Source organism: Bradyrhizobium sp. CCBAU 53415 (assembly GCF_028128735.1).
In the GTDB taxonomy this organism is placed as follows: domain Bacteria; phylum Pseudomonadota; class Alphaproteobacteria; order Rhizobiales; family Xanthobacteraceae; genus Bradyrhizobium.
On record NZ_LBJF01000027.1, the window covers coordinates 1145100 to 1168204 of the forward strand.

At 64.6% G+C, this 23105-nt stretch carries 24 protein-coding genes; 17 read left to right on the top strand and 7 right to left on the bottom strand.

Annotated features, from left to right (window positions below; genetic code table 11):
- Nucleotides 1-18 precede the first annotated feature (18 nt).
- Genes XH87_RS33450 through XH87_RS33460 form a run of 3 tightly spaced genes read left to right on the top strand, consistent with a single transcriptional unit; the run spans nucleotide 19 to nucleotide 1275 of the window.
- Nucleotides 19-204, top strand: a complete 186-nt coding sequence (locus XH87_RS33450) for a hypothetical protein (protein WP_271590493.1) — start codon at nucleotides 19-21, stop codon at nucleotides 202-204.
- A complete protein-coding gene (locus XH87_RS33455; RefSeq protein WP_271590494.1) occupies nucleotides 201-872 on the top strand; it encodes a Fic family protein in 672 nt (223 codons plus the stop codon). Before XH87_RS33450 ends, XH87_RS33455 begins: the two co-directional genes overlap by 4 nt.
- 55 nt (nucleotides 873-927) lie before the next feature.
- The gene (locus tag XH87_RS33460) at nucleotides 928-1275 is read left to right on the top strand and encodes a hypothetical protein (RefSeq protein ID WP_271590495.1); all 348 of its coding nucleotides are present in this window, start codon (nucleotides 928-930) and stop codon (nucleotides 1273-1275) included.
- Between the two features lie 21 nt (nucleotides 1276-1296).
- On the opposite strand, the gene XH87_RS33465 is transcribed toward XH87_RS33460, so the two are convergent.
- Together XH87_RS33465 and XH87_RS33470 are read right to left on the bottom strand one after the other, a co-directional pair.
- Nucleotides 1297-1449 carry a hypothetical protein gene (locus XH87_RS33465; RefSeq protein ID WP_271590496.1) on the bottom strand — a complete coding sequence of 51 codons (153 nt, stop codon included), beginning with the start codon at nucleotides 1447-1449 and terminating at the stop codon, nucleotides 1297-1299.
- Between the two features lie 95 nt (nucleotides 1450-1544).
- Complete coding sequence (locus XH87_RS33470; RefSeq protein WP_271590497.1) at nucleotides 1545-2198, bottom strand: glutathione S-transferase family protein; 654 nt, start codon at nucleotides 2196-2198, stop codon at nucleotides 1545-1547.
- Between the two features lie 122 nt (nucleotides 2199-2320).
- Between XH87_RS33470 and XH87_RS33475 the strand changes: the two genes are divergently transcribed.
- Nucleotides 2321-2635, top strand: coding sequence for a hypothetical protein (locus XH87_RS33475; RefSeq protein ID WP_271590498.1), 315 nt, complete (start codon nucleotides 2321-2323; stop codon nucleotides 2633-2635).
- 114 nt (nucleotides 2636-2749) lie between these two features.
- Complete coding sequence (locus XH87_RS33480; RefSeq protein ID WP_271590499.1) at nucleotides 2750-3031, top strand: twin-arginine translocation signal domain-containing protein; 282 nt, start codon at nucleotides 2750-2752, stop codon at nucleotides 3029-3031.
- Between the two features lie 156 nt (nucleotides 3032-3187).
- On the opposite strand, the gene XH87_RS33485 is transcribed toward XH87_RS33480, so the two are convergent.
- From XH87_RS33485 to XH87_RS33495, 3 genes are all read right to left on the bottom strand, one after another.
- Nucleotides 3188-3439 (bottom strand): GCG_CRPN prefix-to-repeats domain-containing protein, encoded by a 252-nt coding sequence (locus XH87_RS33485; protein WP_271532354.1) that lies wholly within the window; start codon nucleotides 3437-3439, stop codon nucleotides 3188-3190.
- A 318-nt stretch (nucleotides 3440-3757) separates the two neighbouring features.
- The gene (locus tag XH87_RS33490; RefSeq protein ID WP_271590500.1) at nucleotides 3758-4768 is read right to left on the bottom strand and encodes an alpha/beta fold hydrolase; all 1011 of its coding nucleotides are present in this window, start codon (nucleotides 4766-4768) and stop codon (nucleotides 3758-3760) included.
- 194 nt (nucleotides 4769-4962) lie between these two features.
- Nucleotides 4963-5661, bottom strand: coding sequence for a metalloregulator ArsR/SmtB family transcription factor (locus XH87_RS33495; RefSeq protein WP_271590501.1), 699 nt, complete (start codon nucleotides 5659-5661; stop codon nucleotides 4963-4965).
- Nucleotides 5662-5732: 71 nt separating this feature from the next.
- On the opposite strand from XH87_RS33495, the gene XH87_RS33500 reads away from it, so the two are divergent.
- The 3 genes from XH87_RS33500 to XH87_RS33510 are packed head-to-tail and all read left to right on the top strand — an operon-like array spanning nucleotide 5733 to nucleotide 7276.
- A complete protein-coding gene (locus XH87_RS33500) occupies nucleotides 5733-6041 on the top strand; it encodes an NIPSNAP family protein (RefSeq protein WP_158667728.1) in 309 nt (102 codons plus the stop codon).
- A gap of 23 nt (nucleotides 6042-6064) precedes the next feature.
- Complete coding sequence (locus tag XH87_RS33505; protein WP_035709642.1) at nucleotides 6065-6415, top strand: antibiotic biosynthesis monooxygenase family protein; 351 nt, start codon at nucleotides 6065-6067, stop codon at nucleotides 6413-6415.
- A gap of 51 nt (nucleotides 6416-6466) precedes the next feature.
- Nucleotides 6467-7276, top strand: a complete 810-nt coding sequence (locus tag XH87_RS33510; protein ID WP_271590502.1) for an isocitrate lyase/PEP mutase family protein — start codon at nucleotides 6467-6469, stop codon at nucleotides 7274-7276.
- Between the two features lie 54 nt (nucleotides 7277-7330).
- Here the strand turns inward: XH87_RS33510 and XH87_RS33515 are convergent, their stop codons facing one another.
- A complete protein-coding gene (locus XH87_RS33515; protein ID WP_271590503.1) occupies nucleotides 7331-7756 on the bottom strand; it encodes a hypothetical protein in 426 nt (141 codons plus the stop codon).
- A 166-nt stretch (nucleotides 7757-7922) separates the two neighbouring features.
- Here XH87_RS33515 and XH87_RS33520 point away from each other — a divergent pair, with 166 nt between their 5' ends.
- Complete coding sequence (locus XH87_RS33520; protein WP_271590504.1) at nucleotides 7923-8567, top strand: trimeric intracellular cation channel family protein; 645 nt, start codon at nucleotides 7923-7925, stop codon at nucleotides 8565-8567.
- 53 nt (nucleotides 8568-8620) lie between these two features.
- Here XH87_RS33520 and XH87_RS33525 read toward each other — a convergent pair whose 3' ends face one another.
- Nucleotides 8621-9856 carry a c-type cytochrome gene (locus tag XH87_RS33525; RefSeq protein ID WP_271590505.1) on the bottom strand — a complete coding sequence of 412 codons (1236 nt, stop codon included), beginning with the start codon at nucleotides 9854-9856 and terminating at the stop codon, nucleotides 8621-8623.
- Nucleotides 9857-10146: 290 nt separating this feature from the next.
- On the opposite strand from XH87_RS33525, the gene XH87_RS33530 reads away from it, so the two are divergent.
- The 8 genes from XH87_RS33530 to XH87_RS33565 all read left to right on the top strand — a co-directional run bounded on the left by XH87_RS33530 (nucleotide 10147) and on the right by XH87_RS33565 (nucleotide 23103).
- Nucleotides 10147-13638, top strand: coding sequence for an indolepyruvate ferredoxin oxidoreductase family protein (locus tag XH87_RS33530; protein ID WP_271590506.1), 3492 nt, complete (start codon nucleotides 10147-10149; stop codon nucleotides 13636-13638).
- A 913-nt stretch (nucleotides 13639-14551) separates the two neighbouring features.
- Entirely contained in the window at nucleotides 14552-15709 is a 1158-nt protein-coding gene (locus XH87_RS33535) for a thiolase domain-containing protein (RefSeq protein ID WP_271590507.1), read from the top strand.
- Entirely contained in the window at nucleotides 15709-16098 is a 390-nt protein-coding gene (locus XH87_RS33540; RefSeq protein WP_212345850.1) for a Zn-ribbon domain-containing OB-fold protein, read from the top strand. The genes XH87_RS33535 and XH87_RS33540 overlap by 1 nt, the downstream gene beginning before the upstream one ends.
- 252 nt (nucleotides 16099-16350) lie before the next feature.
- Nucleotides 16351-17211 (top strand): MaoC family dehydratase, encoded by an 861-nt coding sequence (locus XH87_RS33545; RefSeq protein ID WP_271590508.1) that lies wholly within the window; start codon nucleotides 16351-16353, stop codon nucleotides 17209-17211.
- A gap of 165 nt (nucleotides 17212-17376) precedes the next feature.
- A complete protein-coding gene (locus tag XH87_RS33550) occupies nucleotides 17377-18255 on the top strand; it encodes an SDR family oxidoreductase (protein ID WP_271590509.1) in 879 nt (292 codons plus the stop codon).
- Nucleotides 18256-18362: 107 nt separating this feature from the next.
- Nucleotides 18363-19316 carry a dihydrodipicolinate synthase family protein gene (locus XH87_RS33555; protein WP_158667718.1) on the top strand — a complete coding sequence of 318 codons (954 nt, stop codon included), beginning with the start codon at nucleotides 18363-18365 and terminating at the stop codon, nucleotides 19314-19316.
- A 4-nt stretch (nucleotides 19317-19320) separates the two neighbouring features.
- Nucleotides 19321-20115: an NUDIX hydrolase gene (locus XH87_RS33560; RefSeq protein ID WP_271590510.1), complete on the top strand. Its 795-nt coding sequence runs from the start codon at nucleotides 19321-19323 to the stop codon at nucleotides 20113-20115.
- Nucleotides 20116-20415: 300 nt separating this feature from the next.
- A complete protein-coding gene (locus XH87_RS33565) occupies nucleotides 20416-23103 on the top strand; it encodes a PAS domain S-box protein (RefSeq protein ID WP_271590511.1) in 2688 nt (895 codons plus the stop codon).
- Nucleotides 23104-23105: the final 2 nt, after the last annotated feature.

The window sequence follows — 23105 nt, forward strand, 5'->3', positions numbered from 1 at the left end:
TTCGACTATATTGACGACATGACTGACGCTCTCAAGAAACTCATCGAGGCTGCAAAAACCGCAAATCCAACCCCGGAACACCGGGAGGAGCAGCGGCGCAGCTTTGTGTACGGTAACACCCATTTCGAGAATGCGCTCATTACGCGCGAAATGGTGAATCGTGAGGCCGAGAATTTGGCCAAGGAAAGCAAGGAAGAGAAGTGACAAGCGAAGGGCGCGAACGGCGTGATAGCCGGGCGCTCGAACCTGAGTTGATTAGAGATCCGCAAGCGAAGGCCGCAGCGGAAGCCCGGAACGGGTTCCGCCAGTACGACGCGGCTATTGGCGTGATCCAGACTGCTCTTGAACGGGGCTCATTCAAACTCCGTCCCTCGCTCATCCTCGGTCTGCAACGGGAAGCCTTGGCGGGCATTAGCTCTTACGCTGGCAACTATCGCCCTGGTGGCGCTGCCATCGAGGGAAGCAAGCATGAGCCTGCCGGCGCACATCTGGTCCCAGAACTCGTTGAGGATATGTGCGACTACGTCAATGATAACTGGGAACTCAGCACGCCGATTCATCTAGCTGCTTATGTCATGTGGCGGCTAAACTGGATTCATCCGTTCGCGGATGGGAATGGGCGCACTTCCCGAATTGTCTCGTACGTTGTGCTCTCAATTCGGGCTGGCACTCTTTTGCCGGGCACCCCGACGATTCCAGATCAAATAGTCGATAACCGGCGGCCCTATTTCGATGCCTTGGATGCGGCCGATTTAGCTTTTCGCGATGGTGGCCGGATCGATGTCTCGAAAATGGAAGATTTGCTAGCCTCATTGTTGGCGAACCAACTCGCGGAATTCTATAGATCGGTTGGCGGGAAACTACCCGGCTAAGAACAACCCTTGGCGCTAGCTTCATTCGTAAGCAAGCTCCCAAATCCGAAGCCCCATGACTGACGACGATCCGACAGATGAAATCTCCGACATCGAAGATCGGATCGAGGCGCTCGCCGAGATCGCCGAGCGGTGCCGGAAGTACATCCTGGCGTCCAAGATCGCGATCGGTGGGGGAGCAGCGCTGCTGTTGGTTACGATCCTCGGCCTATTTGGCACGGGGCAGACTGCAGCGCTCGGATCAATCGCTCTGGTTCTCGGCGGGATCGTTTCGCTCGGTTCGAATGTGAGCACGCTGCGGCAGACGGATGACGCGATTCGTGCTGCGGAGGCGCGGCGTGCGGCGTTGATCGGACGCATCGACCTTCGCCTGGTCGCCGATGCTCCGCTGAAGCTGGTGTGACGCAACCAGCGCCAGCACGCCTCACGCGGCGGTCTTGAGCGTCAGCTCCGACAATTCCGTGTGGCATTCGGCGGCGAAGGCTTGAAGCCGGTCGGCGGTCTGCCGGTCGAGGATGGCTTTGGCCAGCCGCTCGGCGCGAGCGATCTGTTGCTTGAGATATTCGATGCGAGCCATGGGGCACCTTTTGGCGGAAATAAACTCAGGCGAACTGCTTCATTCGGCGGTGGCGACTCTGTAGGCCAAGAGCTGGATTGAATGTGTGAGCCGCATCACGACCCACGTGCCTTATCCGCCGCAGCAAAATGCGCCATCTGGTCCGCGTGCGCCTTGATGAAGGCGGGGCGGCCGGTGGCGCGGGCGACGTAGGCGCGGCAGGCAGGATGGTCCGCCAGCCCGCCGAAACCGTCGACGACGCGCAGGACGTCCGACATCAGGATGTCGGCGACGGAGAAGGAGCCGGCCAGCCATTCGCGACCGGCCAGCACCGGCTCGAGATGTTTGAGCCGAAGCTTGAGGAAGTCGTCCACGAATTTCCACGCCGCCGTGTCAGTCGGATGTCCCATGAACTTCGACATTCCCCAGGGCAGGCTGGCCATCTCCACCGAATTGAGCGCCGCGAACACCCATTCCGTCGTCTCGGCGCGGCCGCGCGGACCTCTGGGCATCAGCTTGTCGCTGAGCCCGCCGAGATGCAGCAGGATCGCGCCGGTCTCGAAGATCGAGAGGTCGCCGTCGGTCAGCCAGGGCACCTGGCCGAACGGCTGATGCGCGAGATGCGCAGGCCCGCGATCGTCGAACGGCGCGCTGGCGACGCGATATGGCAAGGCGGCCTCTTCGAGCGCCCAGCGCACGCGAAGGTCGCGCACGAAGCCGCGCGGCGGTTCGGGAACCCAGTTGAAGGTGGTCAGGGTGAGGTCGGCCATGTGCTGTCTCCGTGTTCGAAGCAAAGGACGAATGAAGAGCGCCCATTCCGACACGGGTGCCAACTTTTTGTCGCCGGCGACTGAAGCGGCTAGTCTCGCGCCAAACAATGGGAGGAAACCTGATGCCAGCAGCCTTCTTCGTCGTCCGCGCCACCGTCACCGACGCCAGCAAGCGCGCCGCTTTCGACAGATGGTACGAGACGGAACATCTGCCCGACGCAGTGAAGGCGTTTGGCGTCAGCAAAGCCTGGCGGTTCTGGAGCCTGGATGATCCTAGGCTGCATCAGGCGATGTATCAGTTCGATGACGAGGCAAAGCTGAATGCGATGCTGAAAGGTGACGCGCTGCAGAAGCTCGTCGCCGACTTCAACCGCGACTGGCCCGACGTGAAGCGCGCGCGCGAAACGCTGGTGCTGGCGCAGGAGTTTGCGGAATAGGCGGGAGACATTGTCCGCCGCGCCATGAATCTGAATGCGCGATTCAGCCTCGGTTCATGTCATGACCGCGACACTTCCTCTGCATCACTTGCTCGATAGCCTAGAGGACATGTCATGGAGCGTCGGAACTTTTTGAAACTTGCATTGGGTGTGACGGCGGGCGCCGCCGCCTTCGCCGCGACCGCCCGGGCCGCGCCGCTGTCACCGCAGCCGGTCGGTGATTCCGCCCGCATGCCGCAAGGCAGTCCCGACGCTCATCCCGCCGTCACCACCAGCGAGGAAGCCGCCAAGCTGACGCCCGAGCAGGTTCACTATGGCCATCACCGCCACTGGGGCTGGCGCCACCGTCATTGGCGCCGGCATCGGCGGCGCTGGCACCGCCGTCACTACTGGTGAGCTCGCGAAGTTCGCGGATTGGACGGGGATCGACGCTGGCGGTCCCCGTTTCGATTCTGGAAGCACTCCGGTTCCACGGCGGACGAATTGTCGCAGCAAAAAAATGGCCGCGCAGGCTTCCGCCGCGCGGCCACTCCGCAATGCGGATAGACGAGATCAGAACGGGCGGCAGCGGCCGGCGTACCAGCGGAAGCCGTAGGGGCACACGCGCGCGCGGGGCACAACGACGACCGGTGCCGGGGCGACCACCACCGGAGCGCGGCGAACCACGACCGGGCCGCGCATCGGACGGCAGCCGCCATAGGGGCCGCGATACCAGCCCGGGCCGCAACCGCCGGCGGCGCTGGCTGCCTCACTGAAACCGACGACCGCGCTGGCGAGCATGACGGCGGCAAACAGGTATTTCATTTGATATTCCTTCTCGTCCTCTGGGGCAGGCTAGGGGAATGGCGCTTTTGGCGCACAATGAATCAAGAGACACGATTCGACACGTTAAATCCGAAGCGTGCCGACACGTCGCGATCCAAACCTGCCAATCATGACCTGAATGCGGCATGAACGTTCCCCGCATCCTGCCTCAGACGACACGCAAGTGTCGCCAAAGCATGATCCGGAAAAGTGCGCAGCGGTTTTCCTTCGCGACAAACGCGGAACGCGTTTGCGCGGAGATCATGCCCAAACAATAGGCTAGAGCGCGATGACGATTCATCCGAATCGCATCGTGCTTTAGCGGCCGAGAAAGCCCAGCACCAGCTCCCTGTATTTCTCGGGCGCCTCCAGGAAGACGAGATGGCCGGTGTCCGGGATCACTTCGGCCCGCGCATTCGGCATCTTCGCCGCGAGCGCCTTCGCCAGTTCGGCGTTCTGCCCCATCTTGGCCCGCAGCGCCTCCGGCGCGAGCGGCCGGCCCGGCGCATTGTGATCGTCGGCGCCCATGACGAACAGCGTCGGCAGCGTGATGAGCGGGATTTCGTGCGCCACCGGCTCCCGGTAGATCATCTGGCCGGAGCTGACGAAGGCGCGCAGCCAGCGCGGATAGTCCGGGCTTCCCTTGATGTTGAAGCGGGCATCGATGAACGGTGTGATCGCCTCGGCCGGCAGCTTGATCGCGTAGTTGGTCTGGAGCTGCTTGCGATAGCCCTCGGCGGTGAGCTTGTCCTCGGTCTCGATCATCTTCCCGGTCGGAGTCGGCGGCACGTAGAGGCGGTAATCTTCGAGCCCGATCGGCGCGGTCAGCACCAGATGGGCGACGCGGTCCGGATAGGCGCGGGCGATGCGCACGCCCAGCATGCCGCCGAGCGAATGCGCGACGATCTCGGCCTTGTCGATCTTGAGATGATCGAGCAGCGCAATGGTGTTGCGCGCCAGATTGTCGAAGTGCAGTTCGCCCTGCGGCTTGGAGGATTTGCCGAAGCCGATCTGGTCCGGCACCACGACGCGAAAGCCTGCCTCGCTCAGCATCTTGATGACGGGTGCCCAATAGCTCGACGGAAAATTGCGCCCGTGCAGCAGCACCACGGTGCGGCCGTTCGGCTGCGCCGCGGCGACATCCATGTAGGCCATGCTGAGCTGCTCGCCGTCATTGACGATCGGCAGGAGGTGCACGGGGTAGGGATAGGCAAAGCCTTCGAGCGCGATGCCATAGGGCTCGCGCGGCGCGGTGTCGGCGGCGTTGGCGAAGGTGAACGGGAACGCGAGGAGAGCGGCGGCGAGTGCGGCGGAGAGGAGGCGGATCATGGGAGTCTCGTGGTTGGCCATGTCGTTCCGGGGCGATGCGAAGCATCGAACCCGGAACCTCGAGATTCCGGGTTCGGCTCTACGAGCCGCCCCGGAATGACGTGGCCATAAACGCGTGAATGGCCGGGTCAAGCCCGGCCACGACGAGACCTCGCATTCACACGCAAACGTGCGAACCCACGCGCCCCGCGTGATCAGTCCTGCCCATTCCCGAACAGCGCGGCGAATTGCTTCTCGCCGGTGCGGGTGAAATTCACGACTCGGCTGCCGGGCGCGGCATCGCGCGAGGCCCATTTCAGCTCGGCAAAGCGCTGCATCATGGCCGCACCCAGCGTGCCGGCGAGATGATGCCGCCGCTCGCTCCAGTCGAGGCAGGCTTTGCACACCGGGCGGCGCGGATGGGCCAGCATCTCGGGCGAGATCTGCAGATGTCTGGCGAGGAAGCGCTCGCCTTCGGCGGTCAGCTCGATCTCCTGTTTCTTCTGCTTCACCAGATGCCGCTCGCGCAAGGAGTCGAGCATCTGCACGCCGAGATCGCCGGCGAGATGGTCGTAGCAGATCCGCGCGCGCCGCAGCGCAGGGTCCTTCGGTCCGGTGCGTACGCGCATGTGGCCTGTCCGCGCGGCAAGGCCCGCGAGCCCCTCGAGCACGCCCGCGACGTCGTCGTCGGTGAGGCGGTAATAGCGGTGGCGGCCCTGCTTCTCCGGCTCGATCAGGCCGCCGGCCTCGAGCTTCGAAAGATGCGAGCTCGCGGTTTGCGGCGTGATGCCGGCCTCCTGCGCCAGCTCGCTCGCAGTGAGCGCGCGGCCGTTCATCAGCGCCGTGAGCATGTTGGCGCGGGCGGGGTCGCCGACCAGCGAGGCGACCATGGCGATGTCGGGACCTGATTTCATGCTTCGATGGTAGCCGAAGCATTGTGGCCGGGCAAGGGCGTAGCGTGCTGCTTCAAGCACAGGAACCCGTCATGTCCGTCACCGTCTTCATCCGCTATCAGCTCGACCCCTTCAAGCGCCCGCAGTTCGAGGAATATTCGAAGCGCTGGCTCACCATCATCCCGAGATGTGGCGGCGACCTGATCGGCTATTTCATGCCGCATGAGGGCACCAACAACATCGCGTTCGCCCTGATCTCGTTCGAGAGCCTGGCGGCGTACGAGTCCTATCGCAAGCGGCTGCGCGCCGATCTCGACGGCACCGCAAATTTCAACTTTGCGGAGGCGGAGAAATTCATCCTCGCCGAGGAGCGCACTTTCCTGCGCAAGGTGATATTATAGGGCATCAAGGCAAGGAGATGCCCATGATCGCCGTGATCTTCGAGGTCTGGCCCAAGCCGGAACACCGCCAGGACTATTTCGACCTTGCGGCCGATCTGAAGCCGATCCTGCAGACCATCGACGGCTTCATCTCGGTCGAGCGCTTCGAGAGCCTGACCGAGAAGGGCAAGATCCTGTCGGTGTCGTTCTGGCGGGACGAGGCGGCCGTGCAGGCCTGGCGCAACACGATGGAGCATCGCCGCACGCAGGCGAAAGGCCGCGCGCAAATCTTCGCGGACTATCATTTGCGCATCGCCAGTGTGATCCGCGACTACGGCATGACCGACCGCGAGCAGGCGCCGAAGGACAGCCGCGCGGTGCACGACGCGCACTAGCGCGCGCGATGACGCGTGCCTATGTCTGCGCGACCAATAAGGGAGAGAAACATGCATGTGACGACCGCGGACAAGCGCGCGACGTTCAGGAAGATGCACGAGAGCGGCTGCTTCATCCTGCCCAATCCGGTCGATGTCGGCAGTGCGAAAGCGTTGCAGCATCTCGGCTTCAAGGCGATTGCGTCATCGAGCGCGGGCTTTGCCTGGACCATCGGCAAGGCCGACAATCACGTCAGCATCGAGGACGTCTGTCAGCATCTGGCAGCATTGAGCTCGGCCGTCGACATTCCCGTGAATGCGGATTTCGAGGGCGGGTTTGCGGTCGAGCCGGACAGGGTCGCCGACAATGTCGAGCGCGGTGTGCGCACCGGCGTCGCGGGCCTTTCGATCGAGGATTCCACCGGCGACAAGGATAACCCGCTCTACGACCGCGCGCTGGCGGTCGAGCGCATCACGGCCTCGCGCAAGGCGATCGGCGACAGTGGCACGCTGCTGGTCGGCCGTTGCGAGGCGTATTTGTGGGGCGTCACCGACCTCAAGCTCGTCATCGATCGGCTGACCGCCTATGCCGATGCCGGCGCCGACTGCCTCTACGCGCCCGGCCTGAAGAGCCGCGAGGACATCGCCGCGGTGGTGAAGGCGGTGCACCCGAAGCCTTTCAATCTTCTGATCGGCGCGTCCGGCCTGTCGCTGCAGGAAGCCCAGGATCTCGGCGTGCGCCGGATCAGTGTGGGCGGCTCGCTCGCCCGCGCCGCCTGGGGCGGCTTCATGCGCGCGGCAAAGGAGATGGCGGAGCAGGGCACATTTACCGAGCTTGGCAGCGGCTATTCCGGCGGCGAGCTCAACAAGATGTTCAGCTAAACGAACAGCGGCGGGATGTCGTGTCCCGCCGCTCTCTCGTGTCATTGCGAACCGTTACTTCGCGCCGTTAGACGGCGTCTGCGAATCCGGCGCCGGCTTTGCAGCAGGCGTATCGGGAGCCGGGGCAGCAGGTCTGCTCGGCGCCGCACCCGTGGTTACGCCCGGCTCGGCGTTGTTGCGCGGCGTCACGTCGCGCATGCCGGGAGGCGCCGCCGGATTGGTCGGCTGCGTCTGCGCGGTCTGCGAGGCCGGCGTTTTGCTGGCCTGGTTGGTCGAGGTGGTATTGTTCAAGCCGTAGAACACCGCGCCCAGCACCAGGGCGACCGCTACCGCAAACAGCGCGATCTTGCCGCTGGAGGCAGGGCCTTCCCCGAGCTCGGGATCGGCCTGAAGGTCGGCGTCCCGACGCGCCGCGCGAGAATACTCATCATCGGCGAGGTTCGGGCGGTACGGATCGTTGGGAAAACGGTCGTCAGCCATCGATTGGGTCTCCTCGGGTTATGACGTCGGGACAACCCACAGGCGCGAGCTTCCGTTCCGTGCCACCTAATGCTTTCGTCGCATGTTGCCCCCGCGGCGGGAATCGGGAACCTGCTCATGCGGGAACTGGATGCGAGTTCCATGACCACGACGAGGGACGAAGCCGATGTGGAGCCTGCCGCCGACCGATAGCGTGCTGCACTTTCTGGCGTTCGTCGCCCTCACGGCGGAGGGCATGACGGCGGCACTGGCCGCGGGGCGGCGCAACATGGATTATGTCGGCGTTTGTCTTCTCGCCTGCATCACCGCGCTTGGCGGCGGGACGCTGCGCGATCTGTTTCTCGGTCACTATCCGCTGGTGTGGGTGGCCCACCCGATCTACCTCGCACTGCCGGGCGGGGCGGCGCTGCTGACCATCCTGATCGCGCGCCTCGTGCATCGGCTGCACCTCGCCTTCATCGTGCTCGATGCCATCGGCCTCGTGGTCTTCACCATGATCGGCTGCAACGTCGCCTGGCAGGTGGACGCTTCGCTGCCGATCGTGATCGTCTCGGGCATGGTGACGGGCTGCGCCGGCGGCGTGTTGCGCGATGTGCTCTGCAACGACATACCGCTGCTGTTCCGGTCCGAGCTCTATGCCAGCGTCTCGGTCGTGACAGGGTTGTTCTATGCCACGGCGTTCGGCCTCAATCTCAATGCCGAGCTCTGGACGATTCTGACCTTCGTGCTCGGCCTCAGCTTCCGCCTGCTCGCGGTGCGCTACAGATGGGAGATGCCAAAGTTTGTGTTCACGGGGGACGACGAGCGGTGAACGCTGCGCGCGCGAATGGCGAATAGCGAATAGATGTGGCCATTCGCCACTCACTACTCGCCATTCGCGCCTCGCTTCCTCGCCTTCGCCACCTGGCTCGGCGTCACCAGCGGGCCTGCATTGCCCCAGGAATTGCGGATGTAATTCGTCACCGCGGCGATCTCGTCGTCGGACAGTTGCTTGGCATAACCCGGCATCTCGCCGGTGTTGGGCGCGCGCGGGGTGGTCACGGTGTGGGCGCCGTCGAGGATGATACGCAAGGTGGAGGATGGATTGATCGATTGCAGCAGCGCATTGCCCGGCAGCGGCGGATAGATGCGCGGGGCGCCGGAGCCGTCGGCTTCATGGCAGGCGATGCAGAGTTTTGCGTAGACCTTTTGACCAGCCTTCATCTCGGCATCGTTGGGCGGCGTCACGATCGTCTCGCGCCGTGCCGGCGGCAGGCTCTTCAGATACAGCGCGATGGCACGCACGTCCGCATCGCTCATTTTCGCGGTCGACTTGACGACGACCTCCGCCATTGGCCCGCCGGCATGGCTCCTGGCGTTGCGCCCGCTCTGCAGATACTCCGTGATGTCCCCCTCGCTCCACGATTTCAGCCCGGTGCGGGCGGCGCCATCGAGGCGGGGGGCGAACCAGCCGCCGACCTCGTTGCCGGATAGCGCCTGCGCGTCCTTGTCGGCGCCGAAATAGTTTTTCGGCGTGTGGCAGGCGCCGCAATGGCCGAGCCCGGTGACGAGATAGCCGCCTCTGTTCCAGGCCGCGCTCTTGCTCTGGTCCGGTTCGAACAGGCCGGGCTTGAAATACACGGCGTTCCAGAGCCGCATCAGGCCGCGGTAGCCGAACGGCCAGCGCAGCTCCGGCGGCTTGTTGCGGCTGGTGACGGGTGCGAGCGTGCCGAGATAGGCGCGGATCGCCAGCGTGTCGTCCTTCGTCATCCTCGTGAAGTAGGGATAGGGAAACGCCGGGTAATAGTTCGAGCCATCGGGCGCGATGCCATAGCGCAGGGCGCGGGTGAAATCGGTGTCCGCCCAGGCGCCGATCCCGGTGTCGCGGTCGGGCGTCAGGTTCGGCGCATAGATCGCGCCGAACGGCGTGTCGATGCGCTTTCCACCCGCGAACGGCCTGGCCGGATCGGCGGTGTGGCAGCCCGCGCAGTCGCCGGCCTCGACCAGCGCCTTGCCGTAGGCGATCAGCTCCAGCGACGGCTCGGCGCCAAGGGCCGCGCCGGCAACTGCACTGCACAACGCCAAGCCTGCAACGGCCAAGCCGGTCAGAATCGTCCGCATCGAAGCCACTCCTGCGACCAAACGCCCGCATCCCGTACGAGGGGGCGTCGATTCATTTCGCGACGGCGGGGGTATGGTGACACAAATTGAAAATGCCCAGCGTGTTTCAGGCCACGAAATTGCGATTTTTACCCGGCGCGCCCTTTGGTCCAGATTTGTGGTGCGGATCATGAAATATCCGACATAGAGTGGCGGTGGTGGTCGGCGCGCCCTAGCTAAAAACAACGGGAAGGCAACGGCTTAAGCGACCTTAAGTAACAAAGGCCTCAGCAGGGCGAAACGAGGACAGCATGGGCATCAACCAGGGTCCGATCAGTCTCGATCAAAAATACACCCAGCAGACCGGACACGTCTTTACCACGGGCATCCAGGCTCTGGTCCGTCTGCCCATGGCCCAGATCCGGCGCGACCGCGCCAGCGGCCTCAACACCGCCGGCTTCATCTCCGGCTATCGCGGCTCGCCGCTCGGCGGCTACGACCAGCAGCTCTTCGCCGCCCGCAAGCACCTCGAACAGTACAACATCAAGTTCCAGCCCGGCGTGAACGAGGACCTCGCCGCCACCGCCGTCTGGGGCTCGCAGCAGCTCAATCTCTCGCCCGGTGCCAAATACGACGGCGTGGTCGGCATCTGGTACGGCAAGGGCCCCGGCGTCGACCGCTGCGGCGACGTGTTCCGCCACGGCAATGCCGCAGGCTCGGCCAAGAACGGCGGCGTGCTGTGCCTTGCCGGCGACGACCACGGCGCAAAGTCCTCGACCGTCCCGCATCAGTCCGACCACGCCTTCATCTCTGCGCTGATGCCCTATCTCTACCCCTCCAGCATCCACGAGATGATCGAGATGGGCCTGCTCGGCATCGCGATGTCGCGCTATTCGGGCTGCTGGGTCGGCATGAAGGTGATCACCGAGACGGTGGAGACCACCGCCGAGATCGACCTCACCGACGAGATGAAGCCCTTCATTATCCCGACCGATTTCGAGCTGCCGCCGGGCGGCCTCAATCTGCGCTGGCCCGACGACCGCTTTGAGCAGGACCGGCGCCTACAGGACTACAAGGGCTTCGCCGCGATCGCCTTCGCGCGCGCCAATAAGGTCAACCGCATCACCATGGATTCGCCGAACGCGCGGTTCGGCATCATGGCCTCGGGCAAGAGCTACGAGGACGTCCGCCAGGCGCTGCGCGAGCTCGGGATCACCGAGGACGTCGCCGCCAAGATCGGCCTGCGCCTTTACAAGATCGGCATGCCGTGGCCGCTTGAGCCGGAAGGCGTGCATCAATTCGCTGTCGGTCTCGAAGAGATCTTCATCGTCGAGGAGCGCCGCGAGATCGTCGAGAACCAGGTCAAGCAGGTGTTGTTCAACTGGCGCGACGACGTCCGCCCGCGCATCGTCGGCAAGATGGACGAGCACGACAAGCGCTTCCTGACCTTCGCGGCCGAGCTCAGCGTCGCCTCGCTTGCGACTTCGCTCACCGAGCGCCTGCTTCGACTTAATCTCAACCCTGAGATCGCGGAGATGCTCCGCGTCAAGGCCGACTGGTTCAACGGCCGTCAGGCAACCCAGATGCAGGCTGTCGCGCCTGTTTCCCGCACTCCTTATTTCTGCTCCGGTTGTCCCCACAACACCTCGACCAAGGTCCCTGAGGGGAGTCGCGCGCTCGCCGGCATCGGCTGCCACTTCATGGCGCTGTGGATGGACCGTTCGACCGAGACGTTTACACATATGGGCGGCGAGGGCGTGCCATGGGTCGGCATCGCACCCTTCACCAACGAGAACCACATCTTCGCCAATCTCGGCGATGGCACTTATTTCCACTCCGGTATTCTGGCGATCCGCCAAGCGGTCGCCTCCAAGGCCAACATCACCTACAAGATCCTCTACAACGACGCCGTCGCCATGACCGGCGGCCAGCGCCATGACGGTGATCTCTCGCCGCAGAAAATCATGGCGCAGCTTCACGCCGAAGGCATCAGCGAGATCTACCTCGTCTCGGAAAACCCCGACTCCTATCCGGCCGACACCATCGCGCCGGGCGTGAAGAAATATCACCGCGACGAGCTCGACAGCGTCATGAAGATGTGCCGCGAGTACAAGGGCACCTCGGCGATCGTCTTCGTGCAGACCTGTGCCGCCGAGAAGCGCCGCCGCCGCAAGCGCGGCCTGATGGAGGATCCGGCACGCCGCGTCATGATCAACCCGGCCGTCTGCGAAGGCTGCGGCGACTGCTCGGTTCAGTCGAACTGCATCTCGGTCGAGCCGCTGGAGACCGAGTTCGGCCGCAAGCGCGCCATCAACCAATCCTCCTGCAACAAGGACTATTCCTGCCTGAAGGGCTTCTGCCCGTCCTTCGTCACCATCGATGGCGGCGCGCCGCGCCACCGCGCGCCGGCGGAGCTTGCTGATATCGGCGAGCTGCCGGAGCCGGCATCGCGCCCGACGCTCGACAAGCCCTATAACATTGCTGTCGGCGGCGTCGGTGGCACCGGCGTGCTGACCATCGGCGCGCTGCTCGGCATGGCGGCTCATATCGAGGGCAAGGCTTCGATGATCCTGGACATGTCGGGCCTCGCGCAGAAGGGCGGGGCGGTGCTCAGCCATGTGCGCCTGTCGGATCATCCGGCCGAGGTGACCTGTTCGCGCATCGTCACCGGCACGGCCGATCTCGTGCTGGCGGCAGATGAAGTGGTCGCCGTCGCCAAGGACACGATCTCGCTCTGCGACTCCGGCCGTACCCGCGGCATCATCAACAGCCACGTCATCCCGACCGCCGATTTCGTGCTCAACCGCGATTTCAACTTCCAGACCCGCAAGCTCAATGCGGTGCTTGAGACGGCTTTGCACAAGGACTCGGTGTTCTTCGACTTCACAAAGCCGGCCGAACAGCTGCTTGGCGATGCCATCGCCACCAACATGATGATGATGGGCTACGCCTATCAGAAGGGGCTGTTCCCGCTGTCGGCGGAGTCCATCGAGCAGGCGATCGAGGTCAACGGCGTCTCGATCAAGATGAACAAGGAAGCGTTCCGCCTCGGGCGGCTCGCGGTCGCCGATCCCCAGCGTCTCGCCGATATGCTGAAGGGGACGGACGAGGTGATCGCGCCGAAGACGCTGGATGCCATGACGCTCGACGAAGTCATCGAGCACCGCGCCAAGCATCTGACCGCCTACCAGAACGGCCGTCTCGCCAGGCGCTATCGCAAGCTGGTCGACCAGGTCCGCGATGCCGCGGTAAAGGGCGGCTATGGCGATGCGCTGCCGCGCGCAGTCGCGGTGAACTACGCCAAGCTGCTGGCCTACAAGGACGAATACGAAGTCGCCCGCCTCTTCAGCGACGGCGCCTTCGAGCAGCAGCTGCGCGACCAGTTCGAGGGCGACTTCAAGTTCAATTTCAATCTTGCCCCGCCGATCCTCAGCAGTGGTGTCGATGCGCTGGGACGTCCGAAGAAGCGGGCCTTCGGCCCGTGGATGCTGAACGTCTTCCGGGTGCTGGCAAAGTTCAAATTCCTGCGCGGCACGCCGTTCGACATCTTCGGCCGCAGCGCCGACCGCAAGCTCGAACGCGACCTGATCGCCGGCTACGAGAAGGACGTCGCCACCGTGCTCGGTCTGTTGTCGCCCGTCACGATCGACACCGCGGTGGAATTGCTGTCACTGCCCGACCGCATCCGCGGCTACGGTCCGGTGAAGGAGAAGGCGGTGGCGGACGCCAAGGTGCGCTACGCCCAGCTCGCCGCGGACCTCGCCAACCCGCCGCCTGCGCCACGTCAGATCGCGGCGGAGTAGGGGCGTCTCGCAGCGTGGGCAAAGGCGCAGTTGCGCCGTGCCCACCACTTGCCATCGATTACGTGGGCACGCTTCGCTTTGCCTACCTACGGCAACTTGGACACCATCACTTGCGTTCCCCGCCGGGCAAAACACCCATCCCATGGGTCAATATCCCGACGCAAAAACATTCCGCTTTACCGAAATTCGGGATTGTCGTATCCATCCGCCACCTCATCCCTCTCAGAGGGGCGTATCGCGATCGTCACGAAACGCGGGGTGAGTGGCGGTGGACGCGGGCTGCGTCGCGCGAGCGATTGTCTCGTGCACGACGGGCGCGGTCTCGCGTACGGCAAAATCGTGTGGTCCTGACGCCCGGGGTCTGTGCGTCAAGACTTGCGATCGCTCGCAAGGCGACGGGGGCAATAGTGCATCGCTCCCCGGGGAGAGCGCGACATAAGCCGTAAAGCCACTGCGCAGGGAAGGCCGGATGTTTGGCTTCACCTGTATGCCGCTGTGCATCTGTTCTTCGCGCAATTCGCGCACAGCGGACCGTGGGTGCCCAGCCGGCACCCGGTCTTCCCTGCGCCCTCTGTTTCCGGAGGGAGGCAAGACAGGAGCAAAACTCGGGCGAGATGCGCCGCGAGGATGCGGGGGTGCGTCTGCACGATAGGTCTCGTGCCCCGGACGCAGCGCAGCGCCCTTCGCGGTGCGCTGCAGAGTCGGGGCCCATCTCGCACCGAGAACGCGGCCGCATGGGTCCCGGCTCTGCGCAGCACGCTGAAGCGTTGCAGCGCGTCCGGGACACGAGAGCGTAGCTCCACTTGCGCCACCCGCCGCCCTCTCGCGGGGCGGAATATTTCCGCGCTTGCCAATCAGGCCATCGCGGTTCAGAAAAACCCAGCCAGAAGAAGCGCAAGCGGAGACCTGAAGTTTGACCATCAAGGGCAAGGCCTACATTGCCGGGATCTACGAACACCCGACCCGGCATGCGCCGGACAAATCCACCGCCCAGCTCCACGCCGAGGTCGCCAAGGGCGCGATCGAGGATGCCGGGATCAGCAAGGACGATGTCGACGGCTATTTCTGCGCGGGCGATGCCCCCGGCGGCGCCTGGCCGATGGTGGATTATCTCGGCCTGAACACCAGGAAGCTTCGTCACGTCGATTCCACCGAGACCGGCGGCTGTTCCTACATCATCCATCTCGGCCACGCGGCCGAGGCGATCGCGGCGGGCAAGTGCTCGATCGCGCTTGTGACGCTCGCCGGCAAGCCGCGCACCGGGGCGATGCCGCCGCGGGCGGCCGGCGCGGAGGTGGATTTCGAGTCCGCTTACGGCGCGACCACGCACAATGCCTATGGCATGTGTGCCATGCGCCATATGCACGACTATGGCACCACGAGCGAGCAGCTCGCCTGGATCAAGGTCGCGGCGTCGCACCACGCGCAGTACAATCCGCATGCGATGCTCAAGGACGTCGTCACCGTCGAGGACGTCTTGAACTCGCCGATGATCTCCGATCCCTTGCACCGCATGGATTGCTGCGTCGTCTCCGACGGTGGCGGCGCGCTGATCGTGACGACGCCGGAGATTGCGAAAAGCCTGAAGAAGCCGCTCGTGCGCCTGATCGGCCATGGCGAAGCCATGAAGGGACCGCGCGGCGGCAAGGATCTCGACCTCACTTATTCCGCCGGCGTCTGGTCCGGCCCGCGAGCGTTCGAGGAAGCGGGCATCACGCCGAAGGACATCAAGTACGCCTCGATCTATGACAGCTTCACCATCACCGTGCTGATGCAGCTCGAAGACCTCGGCTTCTGCAAGAAGGGCGAGGGCGGCAAGTTCGTCGCCGACGGCAATCTGATCTCGGGCGTCGGCAAGCTGCCGTTCAACACCGACGGCGGCGGCCTCTGCAGCAACCATCCGGTCAACCGCGGCGGCATGACCAAGATCATCGAGGCTGTACGCCAGCTGCGCGGCGAGGCGCATCCGAAGGTGCAGGTCAGGAATTGCGATCTCGCCATTGCCCACGGCACCGGCGGCCTTCTGGGTGTCCGCCACGCCGCCTCGACGGCCATTCTGGAGCGCGTGTGATGGTAGATGCAAAAAAATATCCGGCCCCGGTGACGAACCCCGAGACCGCTGCCTTCTGGGATGCGGCGAAGGAGGGCAAGTTCATGATCAAGCGCTGCACGGCGTGCGGCGAAGCGCATTACTTCCCGCGCTCGATCTGCCCGTTCTGCTACTCCGACAAGACGGTCTGGGAGGAGGCGTCGGGCGAGGGCACGATCTACACCTGGAGCCTGATGCGGAAATCGCCGACCGGGCCTTATGCGATCGGCTACGTCACGCTGAAGGAGGGGCCGTCGGTGCAGACCAACTTCGTCGATTGCGATCTCGAGAAACTGAAGATCGGCCAGAAGGTGAAGGTGGTGTTCAAGCCCACGGATGGCGCGCCGCTGCCGTTCTTCACGCCGGCCTGAGACGAAGCTGCGTAGGGTGGGTAGAGCGCAGCGAAACCCACCGACACAGGCGATGATGGGTTTCGCTGCGCTCTACCCATCCTACGAATTCTCCGTCCTTCCCCGCGTAGGACGGTCCTCATCCTGAGGTGCTCCAAGCGAGCGTCTCGAAGGATGGCCACAACGAAGAAGCGTTTCGGGCATCCTCATGGTTCGAGACGGCGCAAGAGCGCCTCCTCACCATGAGGATGAGAACCAGGGGAAACCAGAAAAATGTCCGCCAGATACGAAGAGCTCAAAGCCCTCAAAAACCTCGGCCAGAAATATTCCTACACCGATCGCGAGGTGATGCTCTACGCCTACGGCATCGGGCTCGGCGCCGATCCTCTGGACGAGAAGGAGCTCGCCTTCGTCAACGAGGGCACGCTGACGCCGCGGCCGCTGAAGGTGGTGCCGACCTTCGCCTCCGTCGCGGCCTGGGGCTCGGGGCCGGGCGAGATGAACCTCAACCGAGTGATGGTGGTCGACGGCGAGCGCGACATCACCTTTCACCAACCGCTGCCGGTGGCCGCGAACATCACCGCCGACTCCTCGGTCGTCGAGGTCTATGACAAGGGCAAGGACAAGGGCGTCGTCATCGTGCACCAGACCGTGCTGAAGAACGAGAAGGGCGAGAAGCTGGCGACGCTGGTCGCCTCGCGCTTTGCCCGCGGTGACGGCGGTTTCGGCGGGCCGAACCTGACCCAGCCCGATCCGCACAAGATCCCGTCGCGCAGCCCCGACAAGACCATCGACATCACCACGCGCCTCGATCAGGCGCTGGTCTATCGCCTCTGCGGCGATCGCAACCCGCTGCACTCCGATCCGGAGTTTGCGAAGAAGGCCGGCTTCCCGCGCCCGATCCTGCACGGCATGTGCACCTATGGCATCACCTGCCGCGGCGTGCTCCAGACCTATGCAGACTACGACGCGAACGCCTTCCGCCAGCACGTCGCGCGGTTCTCCTCCCCGGTCTATCCCGGCGAGACCGTGACCATGGACCTCTGGAAGGACGGCAACACGATCTCGTTCGAAGCCAAGGTGAAGTCGCGCGGCGTCACCGTGATCAAGAACGGCAAGACGGTGCTGGGTTAGGTCGGTCCCGTGCCCCGGACGCAGCGCAGCACGTCAGTGATGCGCTGCTGAGCCGGGGCCCAGGGTGCCTGACAAAGAGCTGGGTCCCGGCTCTGCGACGCAGCGTTTCACGCTGCATCGCGTCCGGGACACGCAAGAAATAAAAACAAACAGGGAGAAGCCACCATGGGACTACTCGACGGCAAGGTTGCGCTGATCACCGGCGCGGGCGGGGGATTGGGTGAGGCCTACGCCAAACTGTTCGCGCGGGAAGGGGCGTCCGTCGTCGTCAACGACCTTGGCGGACCCCGCGACGGCTCCGGCGCCGACACCTCGATGGCCCAGCAGGTCGTCGACGCCATCAAGGCCGAGGGCGGCAAGGCGGTCGCCAACGGCGCCGATATCTCCACCATGGAGGGCGGCCAGTCGGTGTTCGACGATGCCATCAAGCATTTCGGCCGGGCCGATATCCTGGTCAACAATGCTGGCATCCTCCGCGACCAGACCTTTGCCAAGGCCTCCGAGGCCGATTGGGACAAGGTCATCAAGGTCCATCTGAAGGGCACCTTTTGTTGCACCCTGCCGGTGTTTCGCTGGATGCGGGAAAACGGCGGCGGCGTCATCGTCAACACCTCCTCGACCTCGGGCCTGATCGGCAATTTCGGCCAGACCAATTACGGCGCGGCCAAGGGCGGCATCTGGGGCCTCTCCAACGTGCTGGCGATCGAGGGCCGCAAATACAACATCCGGATCTGGACCCTGGCCCCGGGCGCCCTGACCCGCATGACCGCAGACCTGCCCCGCTATAAGGAGAACCCCTCGGCAGCGCTCGGGCCGGACGGCATCGCGCCGGCCGTGCTATACATGGTGAGCGATTTGTCGGGCGACCAGACCGGCAAGGTGCTGGGCGTGTCCGGGCCCCGCGGCGTGCGCGAAATGCGGATGATGGAAATGGAAGGCTGGAAGCCTCCGCACTCGGGCTGGAAGGCCCAGGACATCGTCGATCACGCCAAGGAGATCTTCTTCTCCGAGGAGCAGATCAAGATGGGGGCGCGGAGGTTTTAGCTTTTCTGTCATTCCGGGGCGTGCGAAGCACGAACCCGGAATCTCGAAATTCCGGGTTCGACGCTGTCGCATCGCCCCGGAATGACGAATGAGAGGATAGAGCACTTATGAAACTCACCGCCGACGCCAAGGGCACCTTCGCAATCGCGCCGACGCCGTTCCACGACGACGGCCGGATCGACGAGCGCTCGATCGACCGCCTGACCGACTTCTACGAGGAGGTCGGCTGCGACGGCGTCACGGTGCTGGGCATCCTCGGCGAGGCCCCCAAGCTCGATGCCACCGAAGCCGAGCAGGTGGCGGTGCGCTACGTCAAGCGCGCCAAGAAGATGCAGGTGATCGTTGGGGTCTCCGCGCCGGGCTTTGCCACCATGCGCTCGCTTGCAAAGGCCTCGATGGAGGCGGGCGCAGCCGGCGTGATGATCGCGCCGCCGCCGAGCTTGCGCACCGACGACCAGATCGTCGGCTATTTCAAGCAGGCTGCCGAGGCGATCGGCCCGGATGTGCCCTGGGTGCTCCAGGACTATCCGCTCACCTTGCAGGTGGTGTTCACCCCCGCCGTGATCCGCAAGATCGTTATGGACAATCCGAACTGCGTGATGCTCAAGCACGAGGACTGGCCGGGCCTCGAGAAGATCTCGACCTTGCGCGGCTTCCAGAAGGATGGCTCGCTGCGCCCGCTCTCGATCCTTTGCGGCAATGGCGGCACCTTCCTCGACTTCGAGATGGAGCGCGGTGCCGATGGCGCGATGACCGGCTACGCCTTCCCGGAGCTCCTGATTGACGTCGTGAACCTCTCCAAGGCCGGCAAGCGCGACGCCGCGCATGACATCTTCGACGCGCATCTGCCGCTGATCCGCTACGAGCAGCAGCCTGGCGTCGGCCTCACCGTGCGCAAATACGTGCTGCAGAAGCGCGGCATCATCGCTTCCAGCGCGCAGCGCAAGCCCGGCGCGACTATGACGGCAACAGCGAAGGCCGAGGTCGACTACCTCTTGTCGCGCGTCGCCCGTTTCGACAAGCGTGCCAATCTCGGCCCGCAATCCAGCGCCGCGGGCTAGTCGCATGGCCGAGACATCAGCATCACGCCCGGCTTCGACGATCCTCCTGCTCCGTGATGGCGCACAGGAGGTCGAGGTCTTCATGATGGTCCGCCATCATCAGATCGAGTTCAACTCGGGCGCGCTGGTGTTTCCGGGCGGCAGCGTCGATGCCGGCGATCAGGAGATCGTCGCGCGCTCGGACCTGTATTCGGGCGGCGAGGGCCTCAGCGAAGCGGACCGCGGATTTCGTATCGCCGCGATCCGCGAGACCTTCGAGGAAAGCGGCATCCTGCTGGCCCGGTCGAAGAACGCAGGCACGCCGGTCGATGCCGGACGCGCCGGCGAGATCGCAGATAGGCATCGCGTCGCGCTCAACGAGCACAAGATCAGCTTCCTCGACATTCTGGCCGGCAACGGTCTCCAGCTCGCGCTGGACACGCTCGTGCCCTATGCGCACTGGATCACGCCGGAGGGCATGCCGAAGCGCTTCGACACCTGGTTCTTCCTCGCGGCAGCTCCGCCCGATCAACTCGGCGCCCATGACGGCCGCGAGTCCACGGATTCGATCTGGGTGTCGCCGCGCGAAGCGGTCGAGGGTGGTGAGAGCGGCCGCTTCAAGCTGCCGTTCCCGACCACGCGCAATCTGATCCGGCTTGCGAAGCAGCCAAACGTGAGCGCGGCACTCGAGCATGCCCGCGGCCTGTCCATCGTCACGGTGATGCCGGTCATGACCAAGACCGAAACCGGCCGCCAGCTCCGCATCCCCCGCGAAGCCGGCTACGACGGCGAAGTGTTCGAGGTGGGGGCGGTCGGCTAGAACACTTCGACGCCGGCCGAATTATTGAGACCGCGCTCGCGCTAGGTTCCGTCCATCGTGGAAGGACGGGACGGGCCATGAGCAGGACCGCCCGGATCGGACTTGCCTGCGTCGTCTTCGGCGTTGCCGCCATGACCATCCCGGCCCGCAGGCCAGCCGGCGTCAAGCCGTCCCAGGGCCGAGGCTGACGAGGGCGGTCGGTCCCGATATTTAAGGATATTCCGTGTCCCGAGGCATGTTCCCCCCGGGCGGCAATACGTCGTATATTGGGTCTCCAGCAGCCCGGTCCCCAAACCACCAATGTCCGCCGAATTGACGCCGCCCCCTGAGAAAAGGCGAACATTCTCGCTCTCCATCGGTCAGCTCACCTTCGGCAGCTTTCTGTTGGTGCTGGCGGTGATCATCGTCACTTCGACCGCGAGCGTGATCGCGATCCGGCACATCGACACGACCTTTGCCGAGCTGCAGCGGCTCCAGAGCGTCGGAGACCTCGCCGAGGATATCGATCGTCGCATGAACGAGTTGCGCCTTGCCGCGCGCGACTTCGTCACGGACCCCGGCGCCGGCATCCAGTTCCAGCAGGTGGGCGAGGCGGCATCGACCCTGAGCGACATCCTCAAGAAGACCCGCATCGAGCTCGCGCCCGAGCAGCAGGACATGATCGACGGAGTCACCGAGCGGCTTGCGACCTATCGCAACGGCCTGGAGCGGATCTCGACCCTGATCGACCGCCGCGCCCAACTGCTCGCCGGCCTGCCGCCGCTGCGCGAGCGGTTCAATGCAGCCGTCGCAGGCACTGCCGACCGCGAGCTGGCGTCCCGTCTGACCGAGGCGCAGAGCCGGATCGCGCTCGGGCTGCTCGCGCGCAACCCGTCCGCAGCCGAGCAGGCCGCGCAGGGGATGCGGGCGCTTGATATTGGCGATACGAAGCTGAAGTCGGCCGTGAACGACTATGCCGAGGCCATCATGGCCGTGGCCGTCCGCGAGCGGCAGATCGCCGATATCGATCGCGAGGTGTTGGGAACCGAGGGCCGATTGATCGGCCGCGTCACCGAATTGCTGCGCGAGGTCAGCGATCGGCGCGGCCACGTGCTGTCGCGCGATTTTGCCCGTACGTTGACTGAGGCGCGATGGCAGAGCATCGTGCTCGGTACGATCGGCGTGCTGATCGGCATCGGCGCTGCGCTGTTTGTCGTGCGCAGGACGGTGCGTCCGCTCGCCCAGATCGCGCGATCCATTCGCGCGCTTGCGGCCGGCCGGAAGGACACGTCGATTCCGTCCGCCGACCTCGACAACGAGATCGGCGACATCGCGCGAGCCGCCGAAGTGTTCCGCCGCGCGCTGGAAGAGGCCGACACGGCGCGCGAGGCGGCGGTGCGCGCGCTCACCGAGCAGCGCCTCGCCGAAGAAAGCTACCGCAAGCTGTTCGAGGGCTCGGTCGACGGGATCTATGTGACGACTCCGGCCGGTGACCTCCTCAACGCCAACCCGGCGCTGGCGCGAATGATGGGCTATGACAGCCCGCAGCAGCTGATCGACAGCATCAACGACATCGCCCACACGATCTACGTCCATCCCGAGGCGCGTGCCGAATACCAGCGGCTGATGGCGCGCGACGGCATGGTGCGCGAGTTCGAGTACCAGGTGCGCCAGCGCAGCGGCGACATCCTCTGGCTCTCCGACAGCGCCACGGGCGTGCGGGACGAGCAGGGCAACATCGTCCGCTACGAGGGCACGCTGCGCGACATCACTGACCAGAAGCGCGCGGAAGATGCCATCGCCGAAGGCCGGCGCCTGCTTCAGCAGGTCATCGACACCGTGCCGGCGGTGATCAACGTCAAGGACCGCGAGCTGCGCTACGTGCTGATGAACCGCTACATGGCGGGCATCTTCGGCATCGAGCCGGGCGACGCGCTCGGCCGCACCACGGCCGATCTGATGTCGCGCTATGGCGCGGCCAAGACCGACGAGAACGACAAGCGTGTGCTCAAGCTCCGCAAGGGGCTCGGCTTCTACGAGGAGGAGTACAAGGACGCGGCCGGCAACATGCGGCAATGGCTGGTCAACAAGCTGCCGCTGCTCGATGCCGAGGGCGAGATCGAGCGGATCGTGACCGTCGCGCTCGACATCGGCGAGCGCAAGCGCGGCGAGCAGGAGATGCGCAAGGCCAAGGAAGCCGCCGAGACGGCGCTGCGCAATCTGCGCGAGACGCAGGCTTCACTGATCGAGGCGGAGAAGCTCGCCGCGCTCGGGCGCCTGGTCGCCGGTGTCGCCCACGAGGTCAACAACCCCGTCGGCATCAGCCTCACGGTCGCCTCCGCGCTGGAGCGCAAGACCGCGATGTTCACGGCCGAGGTCGAGCGCGGCGAACTGCGCCGCTCCACGCTCAACGACTTCCTCGGTACCAGCCGCGATGCATCCTCGCAGCTCGTCTCCAATCTCAATCGTGCCGCCGAGCTGATCCAGTCGTTCAAGCAGGTCGCAGCCGACCGCAACTATTCGGATCAGCGTACTTTCGATCTCGGTGATCTCACGGAGCAGGTGGTGATGAGCCTGCGACCGGGCCTGCGCAAGCACAATCTGACCCTCAACGTCGAATGCCAGCCGGATCTGACCATGAACAGCTATCCCGGTCCGTACGGCCAGGTGCTGACCAACCTGTTTCTCAATTCGGTGGCGCACGCCTTTCCGGACGGCCGGCCTGGGACCGTCGAGATCCAGGTGCGCGAGTCCGGCAAGGACAATGTCGAGATCATCTTCTCCGACAATGGCTGCGGCATGTCGCTCGACGTCCGTCGCCGTGCCTTCGATCCGTTCTTCACGACGCGACGCGACCAGGGCGGCACCGGCCTCGGGCTGCACATCGTCTACAGCATCGTGACGAACCGGCTCGGCGGGCGGCTCGATCTCGATTCCGAGCCGGGCGGCGGCACACGCATCCAGATCATCCTGCCGCGCGTGGCGCCGCTCGAGCAGGCGGCGGAATAGCC